We start from the raw sequence: 23,578 nt of genomic DNA on the forward strand, positions 1-23,578 counted from the left end.
GGGGACCACGTCCCGAGACCACTAGGGTTTTCACGCGTCCCGCCGTCCCGGCGGATATGGGAGACGTTACTGCCACCCTACACACCACCGAAGGGGACATCGAGGTCGAACTCTACGACGAACGCGCGCCGCGGACCGTCGAGAACTTCGTCGGCCTGGCGACCGGCGAGCGGACCTGGACCGACCCCGAGTCGGGCGAGGAGGTCGAGGGCGAGCCGCTGTACGACGACGTCGCCTTCCACCGCATCATCGAGGGCTTCATGATCCAGGGCGGCGACCCGACCGAGACCGGCCGCGGCGGCCCCGGCTACCAGTTCGACGACGAGTTCCACGACGAACTGGGCCACGACGACGAGGGGATCCTGAGCATGGCGAACTCCGGCCCGAACACGAACGGCTCGCAGTTCTTCATCACGCTGGACGCCCAGCCCCACCTCGACGGGCGCCACTCCGTCTTCGGCGAGGTCACTGACGGCATGGACGTCGTCCGCGAGATCGGTAACGTCGAGACGGACGCCAACGACCAGCCGACCGAGCGCGTCGCGCTCGAGTCCGTGACCGTCCACGAATAAGGTTGCGGCGAGGACGGACGATCGACGCGAACCGCCGACTCGACTGAGGATCCGAACCACGGATTCGGTCGGCGACCTGCTCGGCCCGAACCGATTCGGGCCGCGACCGCGAGTCGGAGCGACGTGACGTGCGGACGGAGATGTTTTACGGCCAGCGCTGTACTAGCGGCGTAGAATGGGAGCGTCTTCGCCCACCGACGTGGACCTCCAACGGCGAGTTCGGCGCCAGGAGGTCGTTACCGAACTGAGCCAGCAGGCGCTGGCCACGGCCGATCTCGAGCAGTTATTCTCCGACGCGACGGCGGCCATCGCCGAGACGATCGGTGCCGATTACTGTGGCGTTTTCGAGTTACTACCCGAAGGGGACGAAGGAGTCCTCGAACAAGGTGTCGGTTGGGGCAGCGATCGCGTCGGGTCGGCGTCAGTTCGGATGAACCGTGACTCGCAGCCGGGATATTCCCTTTACGCTGCAGAACCGATCGTCGTCGACGACCTGACGGCCGACGAGCGGGTCGCCGGTTCCGCCCTTCTCAGAGAGCACGACGTCAGCAGCGCCGTCGGTGTCCGTATTTACCCGAACGACGTGGACGCCGACGGCGACGGGCCGTGGGGCGTCGTCGGCGCGTACGCAACCGATCGACGGGCGTTCACCGACGCCGACGCGGACTTCGTCGAGCGGGTCGCAGGCGTCCTCGAGTCGGCCGTCGAGAACCGGCGCTCGAAACGCGAACTCGAAGCGGTGTACGACCGCATCTCGGACGGCTTCTACGCCATCGGCGAGGAGTGGCAGTTCAGCTATCTCAACGACCACGCCCACGAACTCATCAACCCGGACGGGCGGGAGTTGGTCGGCGAGAACGTTTGGGAGGCCTTCCCCGAAGCGCTCGATCGGGACTTCAAACCGAAGTACGAGTGCGCGATGTACGAACAGGAGCCCGTCTCGTTCGAGGAGTACTACCCCGAGCCGTTAGCCGCCTGGTTCGAGGTGCGGGCGTATCCCTCGGAGACGGGGCTGTCGGTCTACTTCCGCGATATCACCGAGCGGAAGGAGCGCGAGCACGAACTCGAGCGCCAGACCCGCCGGTTCGAAGCGATCTTCGAGGATCCGAACATCCTCGTCGGCCTGTTGGAGCGGGACGGCACGGTGCTCGATATCAACGGCACGGCGATGGAGTACATCGACGCCGATCTCGACGCGGTAATTGGCGAGCCGTTCTGGGAGACGCCCTGGTGGGGGGAGGGAGCGGACGCCGACGGAGAGCGCGCCGCGGCGGACGACCGCGATCGCCGCGAAATCGCCGGTAACAAGTCCGACGTGAGGGAGTGGACCGAGCGCGCGGCGACCGGCGAGTACGTCGAGTTCGAGGCCGACCTCACCAGGCCGGACGGGAACCGGTACACGTTAAACGGCGTCTTCCGGCCGGTCACGAACGACGACGGCGACGTCGTCTCGATCATCGTCTCCGATCGCGACGTCACCGCACGCAAGGAACGCGAACGGCAACTCGAGGAGTCGGAGCAGCGCTATCGGACGCTGGTCGAACACTTCCCGAACGGGGCCGTCGCTCTCGTCGACGAGGACCTGTGTTATCGGACCGTCGGCGGCAATCCGATGGACGTGGCCGACGTCACGGCCGCGCAAGCGGAAGGGAAGCCGGTCCGAGAGGCGTTGCCGTCGGTCCTCGCCGACGCGCTCGTTCCGCGCTACGAGGACGCACTCGACGGGGAGGCCGGCTCGTTCGAGATCGAACTCGACGGCGGGATCTTCCGGTTCCAGGTCGTGCCGGTCCGCGACGAGGACGGTGACGTCTTCGCCGCGCTGGGTATGTCCCAGAACATCACCGAGCAGAAAGAGCGCGAGCGCGACCTTCAGCAGTACGAGCGCATTCTGGAGACGATCGACGACGGCGTCTACGTCCTCGACGGGGACAGTCGCTTCCGTACGGTCAACGAGGCGTTCACCAACGTGCTGGGTCGCGACCGGGACGAGATCGTAGGCGAACACGCGTCGACCGTCTTCACCGCGGAGAAGGTCGACCGCGCGGAGCGGCTTCAGCGCGAGATGGTCGAGGGGGGAGCCGACATCGCGGAGTTAGAAGAGCACGTCAAGGCCGCCGACGGAGAGGTTCCGGTCGTGACGCGGTTCTCCCTCTTCGAGACCGACGGCGAACTCGGCCGCGTCGGCGTCGTCCGCGACGTCACCGCGCGCAAGGACCGCGAACGGCAACTCGAGGAGAGCGAACAGCGGTACCGGGCGCTCGCGGAGTACTTCCCGAACGGACTCGTGACGCTATTCGACCGCGATCTCCGGTACGAGCTGGCGGCGGGCCAGGGATTCGATCGAATCCCCGTCGAACCCGAGGATCTCGAAGGAAAGCTGGTCAGCGAGGTCTGGCCCGACGAGACCGTCGCCGAACTCGGGCCGGCGTTCGAGGCCGCCCTGAACGGAGAAGAACGCTCGATCGAACTCGAGTACGCCGACCGCGAATGGGTCATCCATGCCGTTCCGATCACCGACGAGCGCGGCGCAGTGTTCGCCGGGATGACGATGGCACAGGACATCACCGAGCAGAAAGAGCGCGAGCGCTATCTGGAAGACGCCAAGTCCCGGCTCGAAGCGGCGACCGAGGCCGGTGCGGTCGGGACCTGGGAGTGGGACATCCAGACCGACGAGATGGTCGTCGGCCCGTCGTTCGCCAGGACGTTCGGGATCGACCCGGGCGCGGCCCGCGAGGGCGTCTCGCTCGATCGGTTCATCGCGGCCATCCACCAGGACGACCGCGCTCGTGTCGAAGCGGAGATCGAGGACGCCATCGAAACCTGCGGCGAGTACGAGTCGGAGTACCGCGTCTGGAACGCCGACGGCGAACTCCGATGGGTCGTGGCCCGCGGTCGGGTCGAGTGCGACGGCGACGGCACGGCGGTCCGATTCCCTGGCGCGCTCACAGACATCACAGAGCGAAAACGCGCCGAATTACGGCTTCAGCGGACCAACGAGCAACTGGAGACGCTGTTCGAGGTCCTCCCCGTCGGCGTCGTCGTCGCCGACGCCGACGGCCGACTCATTCAGGCCAACGACACCGCCAGGGAGATCTGGGGCGGGGACGTATTCGACGCCGAGTCCATCGCGGAGTACGAGCGGTACCCGGTTCGATGGGCCGACTCCGGCGAGCCCGTCCCGCCCGAGGAGATGACGCTCGCCAGAGTCCTCGACGGCGAGGAAGTGCAGGACCCGGACATCCTCGAATTCGAGACCTACGACGGCGACCGGCGGATCGTTCGATTGGAGGGGATGCCCGTCCGCAACGAACGCGGCGAAGTGACCCGCGGCGTCGTCACGATGACCGATATCACCGAACGGCGTGAGTTCCAGCGGCGGCTCGCGGAGAGCGAGCGACGCTACCGGACGCTCATCGAACACTTCCCCAACGGCGCGGTCGCCCTGTTCGACGAGGACCTGCAGTACCAGATCGTCGGCGGGTCGGCCTTCGACGAGATCGAGGACACTGCCGGGGACATCGTCGGAAAGACCCTCTGGGAGCGGTATCACCCGGAGCTATCTGAGCGCATGGAACCGAAGCTCAGGGCCGCGCTCGAGGGCGAGACGAACGCGTTCGAACTCGCGTTCCACGACCGGGACTGGATGGCGTATACGGTTCCCGTCATCGACGACGACGGCGAGATCTTCGGCGGGATGGTCATGGTCCAGAACATCACCGAGCGAAAGGAACGCGAGCGCGAACTGCGCGAGCGGGAACGCCGCCTCGAGCAGTACAAGGAGTACACCGACGCCATCCTCGACGCCATCGACGACGTGTTCTACGTCATCGGCGAGGACGGCACGCTCCAGCGGTGGAACCAGAGCTTAGCCGAGGTCACGGAGTATACGAACGCGGAACTCGCCGGGATGAGTCCGACGGACTTCTTCGAGGGCGACGACGTGGCGGCCACCACCGAAGTGGTCCGCGAGGGGTTCGAGTCGGGCTCGGCCAACGTCGAAGTGGAGCTGGCGACGAAGGACGGCGACACCATCCCGTTCGAATTCGCCGCGTCCACGCTCGAGGATCCGTGGGGGAACACGGTCCTGGCCGGGATCGGACGCGACATCACCGAGCGGCTCGAACGTCAGCGCGCGCTCGAGGAGTCCGAACGTCGCTACCGGACGCTGACCCAACACTTCCCGAACGGTGCCGTCGGCGTCTACGACCACACGCTCGCCTTTACGCTCGCCGAGGGCGCTGAACTCGGCGAGTCGCTCCCGCCGGCGGATCGGATCGAGGGGAGCCGACTGTCGGAGCTCTTCCCCGAGGGGGTGGTCACAGACCTCGAACCGCTGTGCAGAACAGCCATCGAGGACGGCGAGATCGGGAACGTCGAAATAACGTTCGACGGCCGAACCTGGCGCGTGTGGGCGACGCCGCTGCGCGACGCCGACGGCGACATCTTCGCCGGGCTGAGCTTCGCCCAGGACGTCACGGAGCGCCGGGAGTACCAGCGCAAGCTCGAGCAGTCAAACGAACGCTTAGAACAGTTCGCGTACGCCGCCTCCCACGACCTGCAAGAACCCCTGCGGATGGTCTCGAGCTACCTCCAGCTGATCGACCGTCGGTACGGCGACGACCTCGATGCCGACGGCGAGGAGTTCCTCGAGTTCGCCGTCGACGGCGCCGAGCGGATGCGCGAGATGATCGACGGCCTACTGGAGTACTCTCGGGTGGAGACTCGCGGCGACCCGTTCGAACCGGTCGACCTGAACGACGTACTCGAGGAGGTCCTCGAGGACCTGCAGCTCCGGATCGAGGAGAACGACGCCGAAATCACGACCGAAGAGCTGCCCCGCGTCGAGGGCGACGCCAGCCAACTCCGCCAGGTGTTCCAGAACCTGCTGTCGAACGCGATCACCTACAGCGGCGCCGAATCGCCTCGCGTCCGCGTCGGCGCCGAACGCCGGGGCAACAGGTGGGTGCTCTCCGTCGCGGACGAGGGGATCGGGATCGATCCCGAGGACCAGGACCGCGTGTTCACGATCTTCGATCGCCTCCACAATCGCGAGGAATACGAGGGCACTGGCATCGGCCTGGCGCTCTGTGAACGCATCGTCGAGCGCCACGGTGGCGACATCTGGGTCGAGTCCGAACCGGGCGAAGGGTCGACGTTCTCGTTCGCGCTGCCTGCGGACCGCAGTCGCGAGCAGTGAGCGGACGAGCCGCGACGAGTGCAGGCCGCGGACCGGCACCCGACGGACCCCTCGGGACCCGTAGCTCTGCCAGGGGCAGACCCATTTAGGCTCGGCGGATTCTAGAACGGACATGGTCTGGACAGCCGACGACATCCCCGATCTGGAGGGCCGGACGATCGCGATCACGGGCGCGAACAGCGGCATCGGGCTCGAAGCGACTCGCGAACTCGCGCGCAACGGCGCGACGGTGATCATGGCCTGCCGGGCCACCGATCGCGGCGATGACGCGGCCCAGGAGATCCGCGACGACGTCCCCGACGCCGACCTCCGCGTCGAGCACTGCGACCTGGCCGACCTCGACTCGGTCCGCGCGTTCGCCGACCGGCTCGGGGACGAGAAACTCGACGTGTTGATCAACAACGCCGGCGTCATGGCCGTCCCCCGCTCGGAGACCGAGGACGGGTTCGAGACCCAGTTCGGCGTCAACCACCTCGGGCACTTCGCGCTGACCGGCCTGGTGCTCGACAATCTCCACCTCAACGACGAGCGCGAGTCGCGGATCGTCACCGTCTCGAGCGGCGTCCACGAGCGCGGCGAGATCGATTTCGACGACCTCCAGAGCGAGGCGTCGTACGACCCGTGGAACGCCTACGGTCAGGCGAAGCTGGCGAACGTGCTGTTCGCGTACGAACTCGAGCGGCGGCTGCTCACGGCGGGCGCGAACGCGAAGAGCATCGCCGTGCATCCGGGCTACGCGAACACGCAGTTGCAGTTCCGCGGCCCCGAGCAACGCGGGAGCCGCCTCCGGAAGGCGGCGACGTGGCTCATGAATACGGCGCTGGCCCAATCCGCGGCGGAGGGCGCGCTGCCGACGCTGTACGCCGCGACCGCACCGGACGCCGAGGGCGGCGCCTACTACGGCCCCGGCGGAGTCATGAACATGCGCGGCGCGCCCGAGCGGCAGGCCTCCTCGGATCGGTCCTACGATATCGAGACGGCCAGGCGGCTGTGGGACGTCTCGAGCGAACTGACGGGGGTCGCGTACGACCTGCCCGAGCCGAAGGCCGAAGCGACGGCGTAGCACCGACTCCCCTCCCCTCCCCTAACCGTAACGGGAAAGACGGCCCAGCCGAACTAGTACCTAATGAGCGACGACGGCATTCAGCGCGCGAGCGACGTCGGCTCGTCGGACGCGCCGCCGGTTGAGGAAAAGCCCTACAAGATCATCTTCGAGGCGAACAAGTGCTTCGGCGCGGGCAAGTGCGCCGAGGTCAGCGACAACTGGGAGATGTCGATCGCCTCGGGGATGGCCCAGCCCGAGGAGTACTTCATCGACGAGGAGGACCTAGACCACAACGTCCGCGCCGCGGAGATCTGTCCGGCGAAGAAGGACGACGGCTGTATCCACGTCGTCGACCGCCGGACTGACGAGGAGATCGCGCCGGATCCCCACGGCGACGGGACGCTGAGCGTCGACTGGTAGACGCCGGCGAGCGCGCGCCGTTCCGGTCGCGAGCGGACACCGAAACGCACATCCCACCCCCGCGACAACGAACGACTGCCTTCTGTGCGAGGGTAGCCAAGCAGGCCAACGGCGGTGGGCTTAAGACCCGCTCCCGTAGGGGTCCTTGGGTTCAAATCCCAACCCTCGCATACCAAATTGAACGACTGTGAGAGACGTGTATGCGAGACACGGGATTTGAATTACGCAAGACGCAGCGCGAATGGAGTGAGCGACCGTCTTGAGGTGGTTCAAATTCCGATCCTCGGTCGTCGCACGAATCGCCACCGCTGCATGTGAAACTACGTCGAGATCGCTTCGAACGCGGCAGCACCGCATCGACATCCGTCTTTCCGGCCGATCAGTTGCACGATGTCATCGGAGCGCAGCCACGCGGAATAGACGGCACCGCACTCGTGACATCGCGCGGCTACTTTCACCCGTTCATCAGTCCCGTCACCGTCGGTTTCCGACGACTGTTGGTGACTCGCCATGAACAGACACAGATCGTCCGTCCGGAAGAGGTAGGGGGTTGTATTGACCACTCCGGGAGCACCGACCCGGAGACACCGGAGAGCGGTTCACTCGTCGTCCGGGTGGGTGAACGTCAGCGTACTCGTGATGAGGTTCTCGTGGGCGGCGTGGAATCGCTTCGAGAGCGCCTGTTGGGAGATATTCATTCGGTCGGCCAGTTCGCTCATCGTTACCGACTGAGGCACCTCGTAGTAGCCTTCTTCGAGCGCAGTAACCAGCGTCTCGCGTTGCTTCGTCGTGAGATCGTACTGGGCGCTCGCCATCGGCTGTTCCTGATCCCGCATTCGGTTGAGTACGAACGAAATCCCGTTCTCCTCGCAATACGCTCTGAATTTCGAGAGGCCGTCCCGATCGTCGAACCGAATTCGTAGTTCCCAGTTTTTGTCCCGACCGATCGCCTGCAGGATCGTCGCCCCGAGTTCGACGTACGCGTAGACGATCGTCTCGACGTTTTTCGTCCACTCGGCGCGGTACAATCTGGCCTCGTCCACTTCGTCGATCGAGACGATGTTCGTCACGGAGTCGTCGTCCTCGAACGCCGCTTCGAACTCCGCGTGATCGCCGCCGGTCACCCAGAAGTACGGCATCACCCTGTCTTCCATCGTCGCCACGACCTGCTCGATCTCGACGACCATGTGCGGCGCTTCGGTGAGCGCGTGATTCAATGCAAAGTCGTCGGATTTGACCGAAAATTCCGCGATAATGCTCATACGGCCGGTTCGCCGCCGAACAGGAAAAGCCCGCGGCCGAAAGTCGACGCGACGCTGCGCCGACCGACCCGATCGTCACGGCTCGAACGAGGGTTCGAACAGCGGGTCGCTCTCACTCCGCCTGCGCCGTCTCCTCCGCCTGGCCGAGTCGCTGGACCAGCGCCTGGCGGAGCGTCCGCGGGGACCGCTGTTCGCCGCGGGCCATCACGACGGGGCCCTCGGTGTTGTCGACGATGCTCTGTGGGATCGAGCCGTAGAGTGCCTGTGCGACTGGGTTCGTGCCCGTCGCGCCGACGCAGACCGTATCGTATTCCGTCACCGTTTCGATGAGCGTCTCGCGGACGTCGTCGGCGACGACGACCCGTGAGTCGTACTCGTCGTCGGCGAGGTCGGCGTCCGACGAGACGTCCGAGATGAGCGCACGGCCGATCGTTTCGGGGTCGGCATCCTCGTCCGCATCGGTATCGAGTTCGGAGTCGGGTTCGGGTTGCACGTTCAGGAGGGTCAACGTGCTGTCGGGGAAGGCGCGGTGGAGTTCGCCGGCGCGTCGCGCGGACGCCGACGCGTGGGGGCCGCGGCCAGCCAGCGAGACGATATCGCCTGGTCGCTCGGTCGGATCTTTCACCAGCGTGACGTCGCTGGATGCCCGCTCGAGGAGCGGATCGATCGTCGAGCCGAACAGCACGTCTCGCCGACGGCGTTCGCCACGCCAGCCGAGGAGGACGTGGTCCGCATCCTCCTCGTCGATCACCGACAGGAGCGTTTCGCCCGCGTCGCGGCCCACGATCGCCCGCGTCCGCAGCGGCACGTCGAGGTCGTCGGCCACGTCACGCGCGTTCTCGAGGAGGTGCTGCTGGCGTTCGACGCGTTCTTCCTCGAATTCGATCTGCGCCGGTGAGGTCTGGGGCGGAACCTCGATGACGTTGACGGCGACCAGTTCCGCCGGTTCGGCGCGGCTCGCGGCGCTGGCCGCGGCGTACTTGATCAGCGGCCGTTCGGTCTCCGGATTCGAGACCGGGACGACGACGCGGAATCGGTCTTCCTCGACGTCCACTGCGGGCGTCGGTGCGACCGCCTCGCCGATCAACGTCGTCGAGATTGCCCGGTCCTTCGCGTAGAACTGGTACCAGAGGACGCCGACGAGGACGATCACGAGACCGATCACCTGCACCGTTCGGGCCATCTGGAGCATGACCGCCAGGCAGGCGAGAAAGCCGACGATCGGGACGATCGGATACAGCGCCGAGGGGATGCGGAAGTCGGGCTCGTACTCGTCCGGATCCGCGCGCCGCAGAACGACGACGGCGGCGTGGACGAGCGCGTACGTGATGAGGAACATGAAACTCGCCACGTCCGCCAGCGTGTCGATCGGGAGCGGACCGGCGATGAGCGCGAGGATGACGACGCCGGTCGCGAGGATCGCCCGATACGGCGTTTGGTACCGGTCGTGGATCTTGTTGAGCCAGTCGGTGAGGATCTCGTCGCGGCCCATCGCGAAGTTGACCCGCGCCGCCGAAAGGATCGACGCGTTCGCCGACGAGATGGTCGCCAGCATCGCGCCGGCGATCATGACGAGCGAGCCGACGGTGGCGAACTCGAGCGTGAATCCGGCGACGGTGACCGTCCCGAACGCGCCGGCGGTCTCGGCGGCGACGGTCGCGACCGGAACGTTCGAGTCGGCCAGTTCGGGGACGGGAAGCGTCCCCGTACTGACGAGCATCACGAGGACGTAGAGGATCGTCGGCGTAACGACCGCCGCGATCATCGACAGCGGGAGGTTCCGCCCAGGGTCCTTGATCTCCTCGGCGCTGGTCGCGATCACCTCGAAGCCGATGAACGTCACGAAGACGGTCCCCGCGGTCGCGGCGACGACCGGCCAGCCACGCCCTTCGCGGACGAACGGGCTGAGCAACTCGGGATCGAGGTTCAACAGCCCGACGAGGATGAAGACGAGAATGAGGCCGATGAGCGCGATCACGATCACGTTCTGTAGCGAGCCGGTCTCCTTGACGCCCCGGTAGTTGACCGCGACGAGCAGCGAGGCCATCGCGACTGCCGCAAGGACGACGGGAATGGCGTCCGACGGCTGGCTGAGCAGGTACTGGCCGAAACCGAGCATGTAGAACGCCGTCGCGAACATCAGTCCGGCCCACATCCCCCAGCCGACGATCGTCCCGAAGAAACTCCCCAGCGCGTGGTTGACGTAGTAGTAGCTGCCGCCGGCCTTCGGCATTCCGGTCGCCAGCTCCGAGAGCGAGAGCGCCGCGAGGAGGGCGACGAGCCCGCCGATGACGAACGAGATCATGCTGGCCGGCCCTGCGCTCGCGGCGACGATCCCGGGGAGGACGAAGATCCCCGCGCCGATCATCGTCCCGAGGCCGAGCGTGTACGCCTCGAGGAAGCCGAGATCGCGTGCGAGTTCCTGATCGGACTCGGCCATAGTCACGTCCACCTCTCCCCGACGGCCGGCGCCGGGTCGTAGTCAGTCGTCCACCGACGCGTTCCGGAATCGGGAACGCTATTCATATGTGACTACTGCGATCCCAATCCGAATTAAGTCTACTGACTCGAAACCGAGAGCGCGATCGGATCGGAGGCGGTCCTGCGCGACGAGGCCGCAGAGAACGGCGGCCCGACGGTGAGTCGCGGATACGGCTACGACTACGATTACGACTACGGTGCCGGCTACGATTCGGCCCGAAACGCGTCGAGCGACGGCTCGGCGATACCGTTGCGCGAGACGATCGTGAGGAGGTCGTCCGCTCGAATGCGAGTTTGACCGCGCGGCGTGACCACCTTATCGTCGCGTTCGATCGAAACGACGAGCAACTGATCATCGAGGACATCGTCGTCGCCGGCCTCTGCGAGCGTCATGCCGGCGATCGGGGCGTCGTCTTCGATCGTGACCTCCGCGACCTCGGCGTTTCCGGTCAGACTGATGAAATCGGAGAGCGCGTACGGCGCCTCGTTGTCGGGGCCGAACGGCTGGTAGCTCTGGTAATCCTCGGACTGGACGAGGTCCTCGTCCTCGATTTCGATCCCGAGTGCGGCGATCTCGCGGGCGACGCGGCGGAGATCGCTCGTGTCTTCGCCGACGGCGAGAATGTGGAGGTTCCGACGTCCGGCCATCAGCACGCGCACGTTGATGACGCCCGGAATGAGCCTAGCCTGGTTGGCGAGTCGCTCGCGGGAGTCGACCGGTGCGTGACAGATATACAGGTTCCTGAAGTGGCGGTTCGCCGCCTCGAAGTTGACGTTCGCGTGGTATCCCTGGAGGACGTTCGCCTCCTCGAGTTGCTCGATTCGGTTCCTGACGGTCGCCGGCGAGACCCCCACCTCGTCGGCGATCATCGGCGCGGAGGTATTTCTGGCATCGTCCATCAGGGCGTGGATGATGCGTCGGTTCACTTCGTCGAGCCGAATTCCCATAGGAGCGCTTCTTTCCTGTAGTAAAAGGGTCTGTTCGTTTCGACGTTCCGGACGGTGGGGCCGAGCCGGCGGCCCCATCGATCGGTAATCTGGTATCGGTATATCCTAGTTAAGTCTGCTTTTGATTCAGTAGATAAGACAGGTTTAAGTTTTCGAATGAAAAATTGCCCGAGAGACGTATGATAGCCAACACGAATCGGCCCAAACGCTGCAATCCCGCCGGAGGGAGCGATGACTGACACGATCCTCGCGCATCTACTCGTTCCGGTTGCGAACGAGGACGATGCGAAGGCGACGTGTCGAGAGCTCGACTCGTACATCGACGACGAGACGGAGACGATCATCGTCACCCACGTGATCGAGAAGGCGGAGGGGTACATGGACAAGGCGCCGCTCGAAGCGCGGGAACGGCAGGCCGAAACCGTGTTCTCGATCGTCGAAGACTACTTCGACGACGGCCCTCGGATCCGGCGCGAACTGCGATACGGTACCGACGTCGTCGACGAGATCGTCGCGGCGGCCGAGGAGTTCGACGTCTCGGCGATCGGCTTTACGCCCCGCCCGGGCGGGCGGATCCGCGAGTTCCTGACGGGCGATCCGGCGTACCGACTGCTCACCGAGAGCCACCACCCCGTCGTGGCGTTTTCCACAGACGAGGAGGGTGATCGCTAACGATGTATCTCGTCATCGTCGGTGCCGGAGACATCGGATCGAACCTGATCGAGCGCGCAGTGGGCGACGGCAACGACGTCGTCGTCATCGAGCGGAACGACGAGCGAGCGAACGCCGCCTCCGCTGAATACGACTGCCTCGTCCTCAACGCCGACGCGACGAACCACGACACGCTCAGAGAGGCGGGGATCGAGCGCGCGGACGCCGTCATCTCCACGACGGACGTCGACGCGACCAACATCATGGTGATGTTGCTCGCGCAGGAACACGACGTGCCAAACCTCGTCAGCGTGGTTCACGACCCCGAGAACCTCCCCGTGTTCGAGAAGATCGGCGTCACTTTGATCGAGAATCCGCAGCAGCTGATCGCGGACCACCTCTATCACACGGTCCGGTATCCGAACGTCGGCGACTTCGTCGACCTCGACGACGAGACCGAACTGGTGGAACTGACCGTCACCGAAACGGCACCGATGAGCGGCCAACTCCTCGAGACGGCCACGGAGTCCGGCACGCTTCCGGAGGGGAGTCTGGTCGTCGCGCTCGAACGCGACGGGGAGATTCGCGCGCCGAGAGGGGAGACGACGATCCGGACGGGCGACACGGTGACGGTGTTCACCGACGACGCCAGGCTGGCCGACGCCGTCGCGGCGTTTACCGCTACCGACAGCGAGCCATGAGGGCGCGGTATCCGACGGTCGGACGGGACGTCGGCCGCATCCTCCAGGCCGTCTCGCTGATGCTCGTCGTGTCGGTCCTGATCGCCGTCGGCACCCGCGAGTTCTTCGCCGTCCCCGCCTTCGTCGTCTCCGCCGTCGCGATGGGCGGGGCCGGGACCGCGCTAGCGCGGCGGTACGGGGACGCGCCGCCGGCCGGAAAACTCGAGGCGATGATCACCGCGGCCAGCGCGTGGGCGTTGGTCGGCGTGCTCGGTGGGTTGCCGTTCCTGCTCGTCGCCTGGTCGATCGCGCTCGATCCGTTCCCGGCGTGGGCGAACGCGCCGCCGATGGACGACACGACGGTCGTCTTCCTCTCCCCGCTCGATGCCGTCTTCGAGAGCGTGAGCGGCTTTACCGGGACCGGGCTGACGGTCGCCGCGGTCGAGGAGGAACTCCCCCGGTCGCTGCACTGGTGGCGGTCGTTCACCGAGTGGATCGGCGGCGTCGGCGTGATCGTGCTGACCGTCGCCATCCTCGCGCGGCCCGGCAGCGGCTCCTTTACGCTCTACGAGAGCGAGGCGCGCTCCGAGAAGATCCACCCCAGCATCGTCGCCACGGTCAAAGAGATCTGGAAGATCTATCTCGGCCTCACGCTCGCCTCGATCGGCCTGTTCCTCGTGGTCGGCATGCCGCTGTGGGACGCGATCAACCACGGGATGACCGGGATCGCCACCGGCGGGTTCTCCGTCCACGCGGCGTCGATCGGCCACTACGGCAGCCCCCTCATCGAGTACGCGGTCGTGCCGGTCATGGTCGCCGGGAGTATAGCGTTCCCGATCCACTACCTCATCGTCAACGGCGAACTGGAGAACTTCTACGCGGATATCCAGACCCGCTGGGTGTTCCTCTGGTTCGGAATCGGATCGCTCGCGCTGACCCTGATCTTGGGGTTCAACGGGCAGTACGAGACGCTCGAGGAGAGCTTCCGAACCGCGCTGTTCCAGTTCGTCTCCGCCACGTCGAACACTGGCTTCGGGACGGCGACGATCGGCGACGGCACGGACCGGGTCTGGACGGCCGGCGCGACGCTGGTGACGTGCCTGGGGATGCTCACCGGTGCGGCGGCCGGGTCGACGGTGAGCGGCCTCAAGCTCATCCGCGTCATCACGCTCGTCAAAGGGACGGCCTGGCAGATCGCCGACGTCTTCCAGCCGGACAGCGCGGTCCGACGCCTCCGCATCGGCGAACGGAGTCTCAGCGAATCGCAGGTCCAGCGGGAGTACACCGAGGCGACCGTCGTCTTCGTCCTGTGGGTCGCCTTCCTCGCCGTGGGCGTGGCCGTTCTCCTGCGGACGCTCTCGCCCGAACACCCGCTGGAGTACGTCATCTTCGACGTGATGAGCGCACAGAGCAACGTCGGGCTCGATTCCGGGATCACCGGCCCGAACATGCCCGACCCCGCGAAGGCGATGCTGATCGTCAACATGTGGGTAGGACGGCTCGAGATCATTCCGGTCGCCGTGCTGCTCGGAACCGTCTTCCGGCGGGCGAACCTCTACCGGTGATCGGCGTCTCGGCGGCCAGATGGTGCAGGTGGAACCGTTTCGGCGGTTCGTGCGGTATCGCGAACGATGAGTGACGCGGACGGGAAACGGCACGGCAACGAAAGCGGCTCTCGCATCGCGACCAACCGAACGGCGGTCGCCATCGCCGCCGCCTCGGTGGTGCTCGCGGTCGCCCTCTGGGTCGTCGTCCGACGCGGCCTCCTCGGGGACCTGATCGTCTACGCCGTCGCGATCGACACGTTGCCGCTGGTCCTCCTGTTCGTACTCACCGCGGGGTGGCTCGTCGTCTGGAGTTGGGGTCGCCTGGTGTCGCTGCTCCAGTGAGCGGTCCGGGTCGGATCCGGACAAGTACGCGCGGACGGCGCATCAGAAGGGATACTCCCGCGGCTCGTGCTGGACCGAGACCCACTTCGTGGTCGTCATCTCGTCGAGAATCTGCTCGCCGTTGTACCGACCCATCCCGGACTGTTTCATCCCGCCGAAGGGGACGTGGGGCTCGTCGTTGATCGGCTGGTCGTTGATGTGGATCATGCCCGTGTCGATCCCGTCCGCGATCGCGCGGGCCTGGCCGAGGTCCTCGCTGTGGACCGACCCCGACAGCCCGTGGATCGTATCGTTGGCCAACTCGATCGCCTCCTCGTCGCTCGAGTAGGGGATCACCGGCGCGATCGGCCCGAAATGCTCGTTTTCCGCCGCGGCCATGTCGTTGTCGGCGTCGACGAGCACCGTCGGCTCGACGACCAGGCCGTCGTGGTCGCCGCCGGCCGCGACGGTCGCGCCCTCGTCGACCGACCGCTCGACGTAGTCGAGGATCTGATCGCGTTGGCTCTCGTCGATGATCGGGCCGATGATCGTGTCCTCGTCGGTCGGATCGCCGGTCGGCAGCGAGGCGGCTCGATCGGCGAGCGCGTCCGCGTACTCGTCGGCGACGTTCTCGTGGACGAGGTGACGGTTGATCGAGATGCACGCCTGGCCCTGGTGGAGGAACGAGCCGAAGATACCGCCGTCGACGGCCCGGTCGAGGTCGGCGTGCTCGGTGACGACGTGGACGTTATTGCCGCCGAGTTCGAGCGCGGGCAGGGCGCAGTTACTCGCCGCCTTTTGCGCGACTCGCTGTCCGATCTCGGTCGAGCCCGTGAAGGCGAGGACGCGGGGGACCTCGTGGTCGGCGACGGCGTCGCCGATCTCCGAGCCGCGACCGGGGACGACGCTGAGCACGCCTTCGGGCACGCCCGCTTCCTCGAAGATCCGCGCGAGCAGCAGGCCGCCGGTGATCGGGGTGTTCGAGGCGGGCTTGAGCACTACGGCGTTGCCCGCCGCGATGGCCGGCGCAACCGCCCGCATCGAGAGGTGCAGCGGGAAGTTCCACGGGGAGATGACGCCGACGACGCCGACGGGCACCCGCTCGGCGACGTTCTCCTTTCCCGGCGTGATCGAGTCCATGTGCTGGCCGTCCATCCGGAAGGGATAGCTGGCCGCCTGCTGCATCATTCCGCGCGCGGTCTGCAACTCGGCCTCGCACTTGACCTGCGCGCTGCCGGCCTCGACGGCCAACAACTCGGCGATCTCCTCGCGGTGGTCGCCGACGAACTCGATCGCGGCGTTGACCGCGCCCGCTCGGGCCTGCGGTGGCTGCTGAGCCCACGCTTCCTGCGCCGCCGCTGCAGCCTGGTAGGCCGCGTCGACGTCGTCCTCGGTTCCCGCCGGGATGGTCGCGACCTCCTCGCGCGTGTACGGATTCTCGACCGACAGCGGCTCCCGGCCGCCGACGTCGGTCCAGTCGCCGGCCAGGTACAGCGAGTTCCAGCCGCTCTCGGGGGCGAGTGGCAAGTCCGACTCGGACATACGGCGGGCTATCCCGCGCTCATGGAAAAGGAACACCCGCGCACTCGCAACTGGACCGCACCGACTCCGGGCTCGCGCCGTCGCCGTCGGTTAGGAGAGCCGCCGCGGCAGCAACACCGCCAGCGAGAGGTAGATCACCGTCGTCAACACCAGCGTCACGAGGACGCCGATCAGGAGACTATCCGAGACGAACCGCCAGGTGAGCAGCAGGATGCCTGCCGGCGGGAGCGCGAGCCCGGCCGCCGTCCGGTGGAACGTGCGGACCCGCTCGCTCGGAGCGATCGGTTCGAACTCGTCGCCGTCGTCCGCGGACGCCTGGTCGTCCGCGATGACCGCCGGCAGGAACAGATACATCCCGAGTCCGATCACGAGGCCGACGGCCGCGCCGAAGGCCGCCTCGCCGAAGAGGACCAGGCCGACGTAGGCGAACACCGGCACGTCGACGGCGCCGACGGCGAGCGCGATGAGGTTCGGCGACAGTCCGGCTTCGCCGTCCGACTCCGCGCCCGCGTCAGATGAACCGCTCATACGTGTCCGATCCGAGACGGCCCAGGTTTATTACCGCTCTGTCATGCGCCTGTGCGTTGCCTTGCGGGATCGCGTCGCCTGGCTGCGATCACGCCTGGCCGGATCCGTTTCCGGTCGAATCGCCGTCGCCGTCGTCGACCCGCGAGAGGTACTCGGGCGGGACGGCGTCGGTCGTGTACGTCTCCCGGCCCCGTTTCGCGATCCGGTGGCCGTCCGCGAGCATCGCCGCGGCGTCGACGGCGAGCAGGACGGGATCGTCGGCATGGCGCTGTCCGACGCGGCGGGCCGCCGCCCGGCTCCCGGAGAGGTGGACCTGCTGGCGGTTCATCGGACGAAGCCCCTCCTCGCGGATCGAATCGAGGGTCGCCGGCGCGGTCCCGTGGTAGAGGTCGTCCGGGACCGGCGCGTCAGTCGGTTCGAGGTCGACGTCGACGGAGTGGCCGTACGACGCGCGAACGCGAACGCGACTACCGGCGTCGTCGTGTTCCGCAGCCGTATCAGTTCGGGTCCGCTCGAACCGCCCCTTCGGATCCGTCGCGATCACGGCCGCGACGTGCTCTGCGGTGGCCCAATCGTACGTCCGTTCGACGGCGTCGATCAGGTCGTCGAAGGCCGTCCAGCCGCGCTCGTCGAGTTCGAGGCCGACGTCGTTGGGGAAATGCCGGAGCGCGCCGCTCAGGAACTTCGAGAGGCGGCGGCGCCGCTCGCCCGACAGCAGTCGCGCGCCTGGCGCGTCGCAGGCGGGACACCGCTCGCAGTCGGCTACGAACGCACCGTGGTCGTCGCAGGTGCGAACGGGATCGGTCACGGGTTTACCGATACTCGTCGCTCGAACGGAAAAATTCGCTCGGCGATCCCGGCTCGGATCCGGTCTACTCCGCGTCCTGTAGCTCTTCCTCCGCGCGGAGCTCCTCGCTGGCCTCTCGGACCTCCCGCATCACGCTCGAGATCCGCTCTTCGGCCTCTAACTCCTCCTCGACGGAGAGGTCGACGCCCTCGACTTCCAGCAGGAACTTCGCGACCTCGGTGGCCTCGTACATCACGTCGTCGAGCTCCTCGGCGGTGAAGAAGTCGCACATCGCGCCGTAGAGAAACGTCGCGCCGGCCGTGCGAACTTTGTCCTCGAACGACGATCGGGCCTGGTTGACCGCCTGGGGCGAGTAGGTGTCGGTCATGAAGGGGACCAGTTCAGGAAGGTTCTCGCCGATCTTGGTCATCTCGACGCCGGTCTCGGTCCGGAAGTCCGAACAGAGGCGGGCGATAGCCCACTCGCGAGCGGTGATGTAGGTCCGGTCGCGCAGGAAGTCGTTCACCCGGTCGTACTGGGCGCCGTCCATCTTCTTGAAGCGGGCGTACTTCCGCACGTCCTCGGGGACGTCCGACTCCTGCGGTTCGGGGTCCGGGACGCCGGGCATCGTTCCGTCGCCGTCGCTGTCGCCGGCGGCCGCCGCCTGGTCGCCGTTCGTCGCGGTGTCCGTGTCGCTCACGTCTGCGTCCGTGTCGGTGTCGGCCGCACCGTCGCGATCGGTACGGTCGGCGCGGTCGGCGTCGGACCGATCGACCGTCTCGTTGCCGTCCATGGAGGGCCATTGCCAAACGGCGGGCAAAAGGGTTCCCCTCCCCCGCGACGGGCCGCGATCGGTCCGTCAGAGAGCGCGGCGGAGACGCGTTACAGGTCGAGTCGCGTCGTTTCGTCCCAGGTCCGCTCGTCGAGGACGACGACCTCGTCCTCGCCGAAGACGTAGAGGGAGTCGCCGACGTACATCGCGCGGGCGCCCGGCCCGCCGACGTCGACGTGAGCGACTTCTTCGAGTTCGCCGCCCTCGTAGTCGACGACGTAGCTGGCCTCGTTCCCCGGCATGAAGAACACGCCGTGGGCCTCGTCCTGGAGGAAGGCGGTGTGCGTTCGGCTGACGTCGCTGTATCGCTCGTCGGCGAAGATCTCCGAGTCGAGTTCGATCGGGTCCTCGGGATCGGTCACGTCGAAGAGCGTGGCTTTGGGATGGCGATCCTCCTGACCGACGCCGAGCACCAGGTCGTCTTCGAGGGGGTGGAGGTACTCCGAGAAGCCGGGTAGTTTGAGTTCGCCGTCGACAGTCGGGTCCGTCGGCTCCGAGAGGTCGAGCGTGTAAAACGGGTCGATCTCGCGGTAGGTGACGACGTAGCCCTCGTCGCCCTCGAAGCGAACCGAGTAGATCCGTTCATCGACGCCCAGGCCGGTCACCGAGCCGACCGTCTCGAGGTCCGAGTCGAGGACGTAGACGTCGTTCTCGGAGTCGACCCCGTGAGTCCGAGGGATCGTCGTCGCGATGCGGAGGTGGTCCTCGTGTTCGTCCATCGAGAACTGATTGAGCGGCGTCCCGGGCACCTCGCCGCTCGCGTCGGCGGCCAGGTCGCCCTCGATGTCGATCCTGACGATTCCCGTGGTGGTCAGATTCCGATGATTGGCCGCGGCGTGCTCCCGGACGCCCTCCTCGAACGCTTGGCGGGCCTCCCGGCGCTCGTCGTCGGCCATTCGGTCGTACCAGGCCCGGAGGATCTCGCGCAGTTCGACGCGTTTCGCCCGATCGGAGATTTCGAGGTCGTCGAGCGCCGCGACGCGCTCGCGGGCCCGAGCGTCGAGCAGTTCGGCGCCCGCTTCGGTCCCGAGGAACGACCGCCGGAGTTCGTACCCGGAGGTCGACCGCATGTACGAGAGGTAGATCCCGTTCTCGGAGACGTAGGTCGCCGACAGCGACTGCGAGCCGACGACGCTCTCTCGGCTCTCGAGGGCCCCCGTCTCGGGGTCGACGCGGGCGGCTGTGTAGACGGCGTCGGCGTCCGCGGGCGTCGCGGGGCGAACGACGTCCGTGCACTCGACCGGGTCGTCGCCGTAGGGCGTCATCGGGCACGGATCGCCGCCTGGCCGATCGACGAGGATCAGGTAGAGGTCGCCGTCGTGGAGGCGGGCGGTGTCGATGTCCGCTGCGAGGTCGGTTCGCCACCGTTCTTCGGGCTCGGCGGGGTCGCTCACGTCGTAGCCGGCGGCCTCGTCGTCGCCGAGGACGACGAGCGTGTCGTCGGCCAACAGCAGGTCGCCCGAGAGCGGGATCGAGCCGACGGCCGTCGGATTCGCGGGATCGCTCACGTCGACGACCGACGTCTCGGCCCACCGGGAGGTGTACCGGTAGTCGGCGTAGTAGACCGACTCGCCGTCGGTCTTCAGGACGGCCGGTTCGTCGAGAGCGGCCTCCTGGACGTTCGTCTCGGAGTGTCGCGGTTCGGAGTCGGGAGCGGAACCGCCGTCGCCGCCCGACGGTGCCGTCGCCGCGTCCGACTCGACGGCAGCCGACCCGTCCGCGGCCGTCTCGGTGTCGTCGAGGTCCTCCTCGACCGCCGCGTCGTCGCCGCCGGTTAGAGCGGTTGTAGCCGGCCCGGTCCACGCGTCGTCCGGCCGGCCGTCGAGGTACTCGGCGAAGGCCGCGTCCGATTCGAAGGTCACCAACTCGGGATCGCTCACGCCCTCGATCGGCCTGGCCTCCCGGTCGACGGCGTCGGCAGTGTGCCCGTCGAACAGTCCCGTCAGTCCGGTGCCGACGGCCGCCCCCACGAGCAGCGCCGCGAGGGCGACCGCGAGCAGCCTGGTCCGCTCAGTTCGTGCTGTCATGTCCGCGTAGACATGGGACTGTACTAAGGCGTCGGCGCTAGCTGAAACGAGGCTTTCACCGACCGAATACCGGACGATCGGCCGCTCGGCGGTCGTATAAACGGCTATTCTACCCCTGGCAGTTGTATCGGATTTAAGTTCGTGAGGGACCTTCGGTAGTATATGTCACAGACGCCAGTCGTGGTGAAGGCAGTACGGACGCCCCAGGGGAAAGAAGACGGCGTGTTCGCCGATCTGCGAAGCGAGGACCTCTCGGTGCCGCTGATCGACGAGATCCTGGCCGAGACGGGGCTCTCCGGCGACGAGATCGACGATCTGATGTGGGGCTGTGCCCAGCAGCGCGGCGAGCAGGGGAACAACCTGGCTCGGGTCATCGCCCTGCTCTCCGAACTGGGCGAGAACGTCCCCGCAACGACGATCAACCGCTGGTGTGCGTCCTCGATGCAGTCGGTCATCTCCGCGTCCGACGCCATCGCGGCGGGCAACCGCGACGCCGTCATCGCCGGCGGCGTCGAAAGCATGAGCCGCGTCCCGATGGGCGAGAACACCCAGAACGTCCACCCGCGCCTGGCCGAACTGTACAACATCGGCGAGCTCCAGATGGGGATGACCGCCGAGAAGGTCGCCGAGGAGTACGGCGTCAGCCGCGAGGAACAGGACGAGTACGCCGCCCGCAGTCAACAGCGAGCCGCCGAGGCGACTGAGGAGGGCCGCTTCGACGACGAGATCGTCCCTATCGAGACCGGAGACGGCACCGTCTCCGAGGACGAGGGCATCCGACCGGGCACGACGACGGAGAAGCTCGCCGAACTGCCGACCGTGTTCAAGTCCGACGGCACCGTCACGCCCGGCAACGCCTCCCAGATCTCCGACGGCGCTGCCGCCCTGCTCGTCACGAGCGAGGCCTTCGCGGAGGAGCACGACCTCGAGATCATGGCCGAGGTCGGCATGAACAACGTCGCCGGCGTCGACCCCACGGTCATGGGGATCGGCCCGGTCCCGGCGACTGAGGGGCTGCTCGAGCGCAACGGCCGCGACATCGACGAGTACGACCAGGTCGAACTCAATGAGGCCTTCGCCAGCCAGACGATCTACTCGCGCGACCAGCTCGGGGTCGACCCCGAGATCTTCAACGTCAACGGCGGCGCCATCGCGCTCGGCCACCCGCTGGGCGCCTCTGGCGCTCGTCTGCCGGTGACGCTAATCAACGAACTTCGGCGGCGCGGTGGCGGCCTCGGCCTGGCGACGCTCTGTGTCGGCTTCGGTCAGGGCGCGGCGATCGAGTTCGACGTCAACTGAGGCATCGAGCGCGGGCACGGTACCGCGTTCGGAAGCGAGAAGCAGCGCGGTGTGGGGCGTCCGTCCGCCCCACCCGCCCCATTCTACTCGGTTCGACGCTCCTCCGATCGACCCCGTCGGAGAGCGCGCGGCGGTCGTCGACGATGCGCCGACTGCTCGGTCGGCCCGGACGAACTGCAATCGGGCCGAGCACGACCGTCGCCGTGCGGTGAAACACGGTACGAGAGCGGTAGGGCGCGTTAGAGCAGGTCCCCGAGGCTGCCGTCGAGGACGTCACCGAGCGGATCCTCGGGGATGTCGACGAGCTCGTTGATCAGATCGACGGGCACGTCGGAGTCGTCGGACGGCTCGTCAGCAGGTTCGTCGGGTTCGTCAGCAGGTTCGTCGGACGGGTCATCGGCTGGTTCGTCGGACGGCTCGTCAGCTGGTTCGTCGGTTGGTTCGTCTGGGAGCTCGATATCAATCGGGAGCTCGTCCTCGACGAACTCTTCCGACACGTCGGTCGAATCCTGGGAGACTTCGTTGACCGATTCGCGTTCGATCGTTTCCGAGTCTACTTCTTCGGTCGTCTGGTCCGTTTCGGTCGTTGACTGGGCCGCGACTGTGCCTGCGCCGGCGCTGATCGCCAGCAGGCAGACCGCAATCGCGACGAGGAGTGTTCCGATCCGATTCATTGGTATTCTGCCACGATGGGCAATGACAGTTGCCAGCAGTAGCGGCAATAAATTGACAGAACCGTTCACCGATCGAACGGCAGGTTTCGGCGATAAGACCGGGACAGCGAACGAGCGTAGCGACCGGCAACGGATCGAAAGCCCGCGCCTAGAGACGGGTCCGGATGGCCGTATTGCGACCCTACCGACCGATCGTGTCGAACCGGTTACGAGCGACGGAGACTCACCTATCCATCAGCGCCCGATCTCGGACTCGAGCGGTCACCGGATGGGGGCCGCGGGTGTCGGCGTTTTATATCGGCGGGCCGTACGACGTGGCATGAGCCGACACCTACTGGCGGTGATCGTGGGCATTCCGATCGCCTGGCACCTCGGGCTGACCGCGGTGGCCTACTACGACGCCGGGCGGGTCGGCCTCGAGCCGCCGTGGAAATGGGCGGCGATCACATTCTGTCTCCCGCTGATCGGCTTTTTCATCTACCTGTTCGAGCGCAGCGAACTCTCCTACGACCCGGAGAGCGATCCCTACCGAGGACACAACGTCAACATCCATCCCTCCCGGGCCGACGACACGTCGCTGCCGTCCCGCGAGGACGACCGGGGCTCGGCGGGGGACGGGCGGGAGGAGGGAGACGGAGACGACGCCTGAACTAAATTATAGATGATACGTTTTCTCGGGTCGGCGAATCGGAGACGCCGGCGGCGTCTCTGACGACGCGACCGGCGTTTTACCGGAACGGGTAGGGTTTTTAGCCGGGCGACTGG

19 protein-coding genes and 1 tRNA gene are annotated in these 23,578 nt (G+C 66.7%); 11 read left to right on the forward strand and 9 right to left on the reverse strand.

The features are described from left to right. Nucleotides 1-56: 56 nt before the first annotated feature. The 5 genes from BMY29_RS15700 to BMY29_RS15720 all read left to right on the forward strand — a co-directional run bounded on the left by BMY29_RS15700 (nucleotide 57) and on the right by BMY29_RS15720 (nucleotide 7,404). Nucleotides 57-572, forward strand: a complete 516-nt coding sequence (locus BMY29_RS15700; RefSeq protein ID WP_049991201.1) for a peptidylprolyl isomerase — start codon at nucleotides 57-59, stop codon at nucleotides 570-572. Between the two features lie 175 nt (nucleotides 573-747). After that, entirely contained in the window at nucleotides 748-5,769 is a 5,022-nt protein-coding gene (locus tag BMY29_RS15705; RefSeq protein WP_081985489.1) for a PAS domain-containing protein, read from the forward strand. 112 nt (nucleotides 5,770-5,881) lie between these two features. Next, nucleotides 5,882-6,832: an oxidoreductase gene (locus BMY29_RS15710; RefSeq protein WP_049991203.1), complete on the forward strand. Its 951-nt coding sequence runs from the start codon at nucleotides 5,882-5,884 to the stop codon at nucleotides 6,830-6,832. Nucleotides 6,833-6,895: 63 nt separating this feature from the next. Next, nucleotides 6,896-7,234 (forward strand): ferredoxin, encoded by a 339-nt coding sequence (locus tag BMY29_RS15715; RefSeq protein WP_049991204.1) that lies wholly within the window; start codon nucleotides 6,896-6,898, stop codon nucleotides 7,232-7,234. 86 nt (nucleotides 7,235-7,320) lie between these two features. Further along, nucleotides 7,321-7,404, forward strand: a tRNA-Leu gene (locus BMY29_RS15720). A gap of 429 nt (nucleotides 7,405-7,833) precedes the next feature. Here BMY29_RS15720 and BMY29_RS15730 read toward each other — a convergent pair. The 3 genes from BMY29_RS15730 to BMY29_RS15740 all read right to left on the reverse strand — a co-directional run bounded on the left by BMY29_RS15730 (nucleotide 7,834) and on the right by BMY29_RS15740 (nucleotide 11,925). Then, nucleotides 7,834-8,496, reverse strand: a complete 663-nt coding sequence (locus tag BMY29_RS15730) for a helix-turn-helix domain-containing protein (RefSeq protein ID WP_049991205.1) — start codon at nucleotides 8,494-8,496, stop codon at nucleotides 7,834-7,836. Nucleotides 8,497-8,608: 112 nt separating this feature from the next. Next, nucleotides 8,609-10,936, reverse strand: a complete 2,328-nt coding sequence (locus BMY29_RS15735) for an amino acid permease (RefSeq protein ID WP_049991206.1) — start codon at nucleotides 10,934-10,936, stop codon at nucleotides 8,609-8,611. A gap of 245 nt (nucleotides 10,937-11,181) precedes the next feature. After that, nucleotides 11,182-11,925 carry an Lrp/AsnC family transcriptional regulator gene (locus BMY29_RS15740; protein ID WP_049991207.1) on the reverse strand — a complete coding sequence of 248 codons (744 nt, stop codon included), beginning with the start codon at nucleotides 11,923-11,925 and terminating at the stop codon, nucleotides 11,182-11,184. Between the two features lie 231 nt (nucleotides 11,926-12,156). Between BMY29_RS15740 and BMY29_RS15745 the strand changes: the two genes are divergently transcribed. From BMY29_RS15745 to BMY29_RS15760, 4 genes are all read left to right on the forward strand, one after another. Then, entirely contained in the window at nucleotides 12,157-12,597 is a 441-nt protein-coding gene (locus BMY29_RS15745) for a universal stress protein (RefSeq protein ID WP_049991208.1), read from the forward strand. A gap of 2 nt (nucleotides 12,598-12,599) precedes the next feature. Beyond that, a complete protein-coding gene (locus BMY29_RS15750) occupies nucleotides 12,600-13,277 on the forward strand; it encodes a potassium channel family protein (RefSeq protein ID WP_049991209.1) in 678 nt (225 codons plus the stop codon). Further along, on the forward strand, nucleotides 13,274-14,821 hold the full coding sequence (locus BMY29_RS15755) for a TrkH family potassium uptake protein (RefSeq protein WP_049991210.1): 1,548 nt from the start codon (nucleotides 13,274-13,276) through the stop codon (nucleotides 14,819-14,821). Before BMY29_RS15750 ends, BMY29_RS15755 begins: the two co-directional genes overlap by 4 nt. Nucleotides 14,822-14,887: 66 nt before the next feature. Beyond that, entirely contained in the window at nucleotides 14,888-15,145 is a 258-nt protein-coding gene (locus BMY29_RS15760) for a hypothetical protein (RefSeq protein ID WP_049991211.1), read from the forward strand. Nucleotides 15,146-15,187: 42 nt separating this feature from the next. Here BMY29_RS15760 and BMY29_RS15765 read toward each other — a convergent pair whose 3' ends face one another. The 5 genes from BMY29_RS15765 to BMY29_RS15785 all read right to left on the reverse strand — a co-directional run bounded on the left by BMY29_RS15765 (nucleotide 15,188) and on the right by BMY29_RS15785 (nucleotide 20,840). Further along, the gene (locus tag BMY29_RS15765) at nucleotides 15,188-16,666 is read right to left on the reverse strand and encodes an aldehyde dehydrogenase family protein (RefSeq protein WP_049991212.1); all 1,479 of its coding nucleotides are present in this window, start codon (nucleotides 16,664-16,666) and stop codon (nucleotides 15,188-15,190) included. 90 nt (nucleotides 16,667-16,756) lie between these two features. Continuing rightward, on the reverse strand, nucleotides 16,757-17,194 hold the full coding sequence (locus tag BMY29_RS15770) for a hypothetical protein (RefSeq protein WP_049991213.1): 438 nt from the start codon (nucleotides 17,192-17,194) through the stop codon (nucleotides 16,757-16,759). Between the two features lie 88 nt (nucleotides 17,195-17,282). Then, nucleotides 17,283-18,002, reverse strand: coding sequence for an RNA 2'-phosphotransferase (locus BMY29_RS15775; protein WP_049991214.1), 720 nt, complete (start codon nucleotides 18,000-18,002; stop codon nucleotides 17,283-17,285). Between the two features lie 64 nt (nucleotides 18,003-18,066). Continuing rightward, on the reverse strand, nucleotides 18,067-18,774 hold the full coding sequence (locus BMY29_RS15780) for a DUF5806 family protein (protein ID WP_049991215.1): 708 nt from the start codon (nucleotides 18,772-18,774) through the stop codon (nucleotides 18,067-18,069). Nucleotides 18,775-18,863: 89 nt separating this feature from the next. Then, a complete protein-coding gene (locus tag BMY29_RS15785; protein WP_049991216.1) occupies nucleotides 18,864-20,840 on the reverse strand; it encodes a beta-propeller domain-containing protein in 1,977 nt (658 codons plus the stop codon). A 162-nt stretch (nucleotides 20,841-21,002) separates the two neighbouring features. Between BMY29_RS15785 and BMY29_RS15790 the strand changes: the two genes are divergently transcribed. Then, nucleotides 21,003-22,139: a thiolase family protein gene (locus BMY29_RS15790; protein WP_049991217.1), complete on the forward strand. Its 1,137-nt coding sequence runs from the start codon at nucleotides 21,003-21,005 to the stop codon at nucleotides 22,137-22,139. A 239-nt stretch (nucleotides 22,140-22,378) separates the two neighbouring features. Here the strand turns inward: BMY29_RS15790 and BMY29_RS15795 are convergent, their stop codons facing one another. Beyond that, the gene (locus tag BMY29_RS15795; RefSeq protein WP_049991218.1) at nucleotides 22,379-22,813 is read right to left on the reverse strand and encodes a hypothetical protein; all 435 of its coding nucleotides are present in this window, start codon (nucleotides 22,811-22,813) and stop codon (nucleotides 22,379-22,381) included. Nucleotides 22,814-23,132: 319 nt separating this feature from the next. Between BMY29_RS15795 and BMY29_RS15800 the strand changes: the two genes are divergently transcribed. Next, nucleotides 23,133-23,462, forward strand: a complete 330-nt coding sequence (locus BMY29_RS15800; RefSeq protein WP_049991219.1) for a hypothetical protein — start codon at nucleotides 23,133-23,135, stop codon at nucleotides 23,460-23,462. The last annotated feature ends 116 nt before the right edge of the window (nucleotides 23,463-23,578 follow it).

It is taken from the genome of Natrinema salifodinae (assembly GCF_900110455.1).
Lineage (GTDB): Archaea > Halobacteriota > Halobacteria > Halobacteriales > Natrialbaceae > Natrinema > Natrinema salifodinae.

Excerpts from the sequence above, each read along its gene's own strand:
- BMY29_RS15700 (WP_049991201.1), top strand. The coding sequence starts at position 57 with ATGGGAGACGTTACTGCCACCCTACACACCACCGAAGGGGACATCGAG.
- BMY29_RS15705 (WP_081985489.1), top strand. The coding sequence starts at position 748 with ATGGGAGCGTCTTCGCCCACCGACGTGGACCTCCAACGGCGAGTTCGG.
- BMY29_RS15710 (WP_049991203.1), top strand. The coding sequence starts at position 5,882 with ATGGTCTGGACAGCCGACGACATCCCCGATCTGGAGGGCCGGACGATC.
- BMY29_RS15715 (WP_049991204.1), top strand. The coding sequence starts at position 6,896 with ATGAGCGACGACGGCATTCAGCGCGCGAGCGACGTCGGCTCGTCGGAC.
- BMY29_RS15730 (WP_049991205.1), bottom strand. The coding sequence starts at position 8,496 with ATGAGCATTATCGCGGAATTTTCGGTCAAATCCGACGACTTTGCATTG.
- BMY29_RS15735 (WP_049991206.1), bottom strand. The coding sequence starts at position 10,936 with ATGGCCGAGTCCGATCAGGAACTCGCACGCGATCTCGGCTTCCTCGAG.
- BMY29_RS15740 (WP_049991207.1), bottom strand. The coding sequence starts at position 11,925 with ATGGGAATTCGGCTCGACGAAGTGAACCGACGCATCATCCACGCCCTG.
- BMY29_RS15745 (WP_049991208.1), top strand. The coding sequence starts at position 12,157 with ATGACTGACACGATCCTCGCGCATCTACTCGTTCCGGTTGCGAACGAG.
- BMY29_RS15750 (WP_049991209.1), top strand. The coding sequence starts at position 12,600 with ATGTATCTCGTCATCGTCGGTGCCGGAGACATCGGATCGAACCTGATC.
- BMY29_RS15755 (WP_049991210.1), top strand. The coding sequence starts at position 13,274 with ATGAGGGCGCGGTATCCGACGGTCGGACGGGACGTCGGCCGCATCCTC.
- BMY29_RS15760 (WP_049991211.1), top strand. The coding sequence starts at position 14,888 with ATGAGTGACGCGGACGGGAAACGGCACGGCAACGAAAGCGGCTCTCGC.
- BMY29_RS15765 (WP_049991212.1), bottom strand. The coding sequence starts at position 16,666 with ATGTCCGAGTCGGACTTGCCACTCGCCCCCGAGAGCGGCTGGAACTCG.
- BMY29_RS15770 (WP_049991213.1), bottom strand. The coding sequence starts at position 17,194 with ATGAGCGGTTCATCTGACGCGGGCGCGGAGTCGGACGGCGAAGCCGGA.
- BMY29_RS15780 (WP_049991215.1), bottom strand. The coding sequence starts at position 18,774 with ATGGACGGCAACGAGACGGTCGATCGGTCCGACGCCGACCGCGCCGAC.
- BMY29_RS15785 (WP_049991216.1), bottom strand. The coding sequence starts at position 20,840 with ATGACAGCACGAACTGAGCGGACCAGGCTGCTCGCGGTCGCCCTCGCG.
- BMY29_RS15790 (WP_049991217.1), top strand. The coding sequence starts at position 21,003 with ATGTCACAGACGCCAGTCGTGGTGAAGGCAGTACGGACGCCCCAGGGG.
- BMY29_RS15795 (WP_049991218.1), bottom strand. The coding sequence starts at position 22,813 with ATGAATCGGATCGGAACACTCCTCGTCGCGATTGCGGTCTGCCTGCTG.
- BMY29_RS15800 (WP_049991219.1), top strand. The coding sequence starts at position 23,133 with ATGAGCCGACACCTACTGGCGGTGATCGTGGGCATTCCGATCGCCTGG.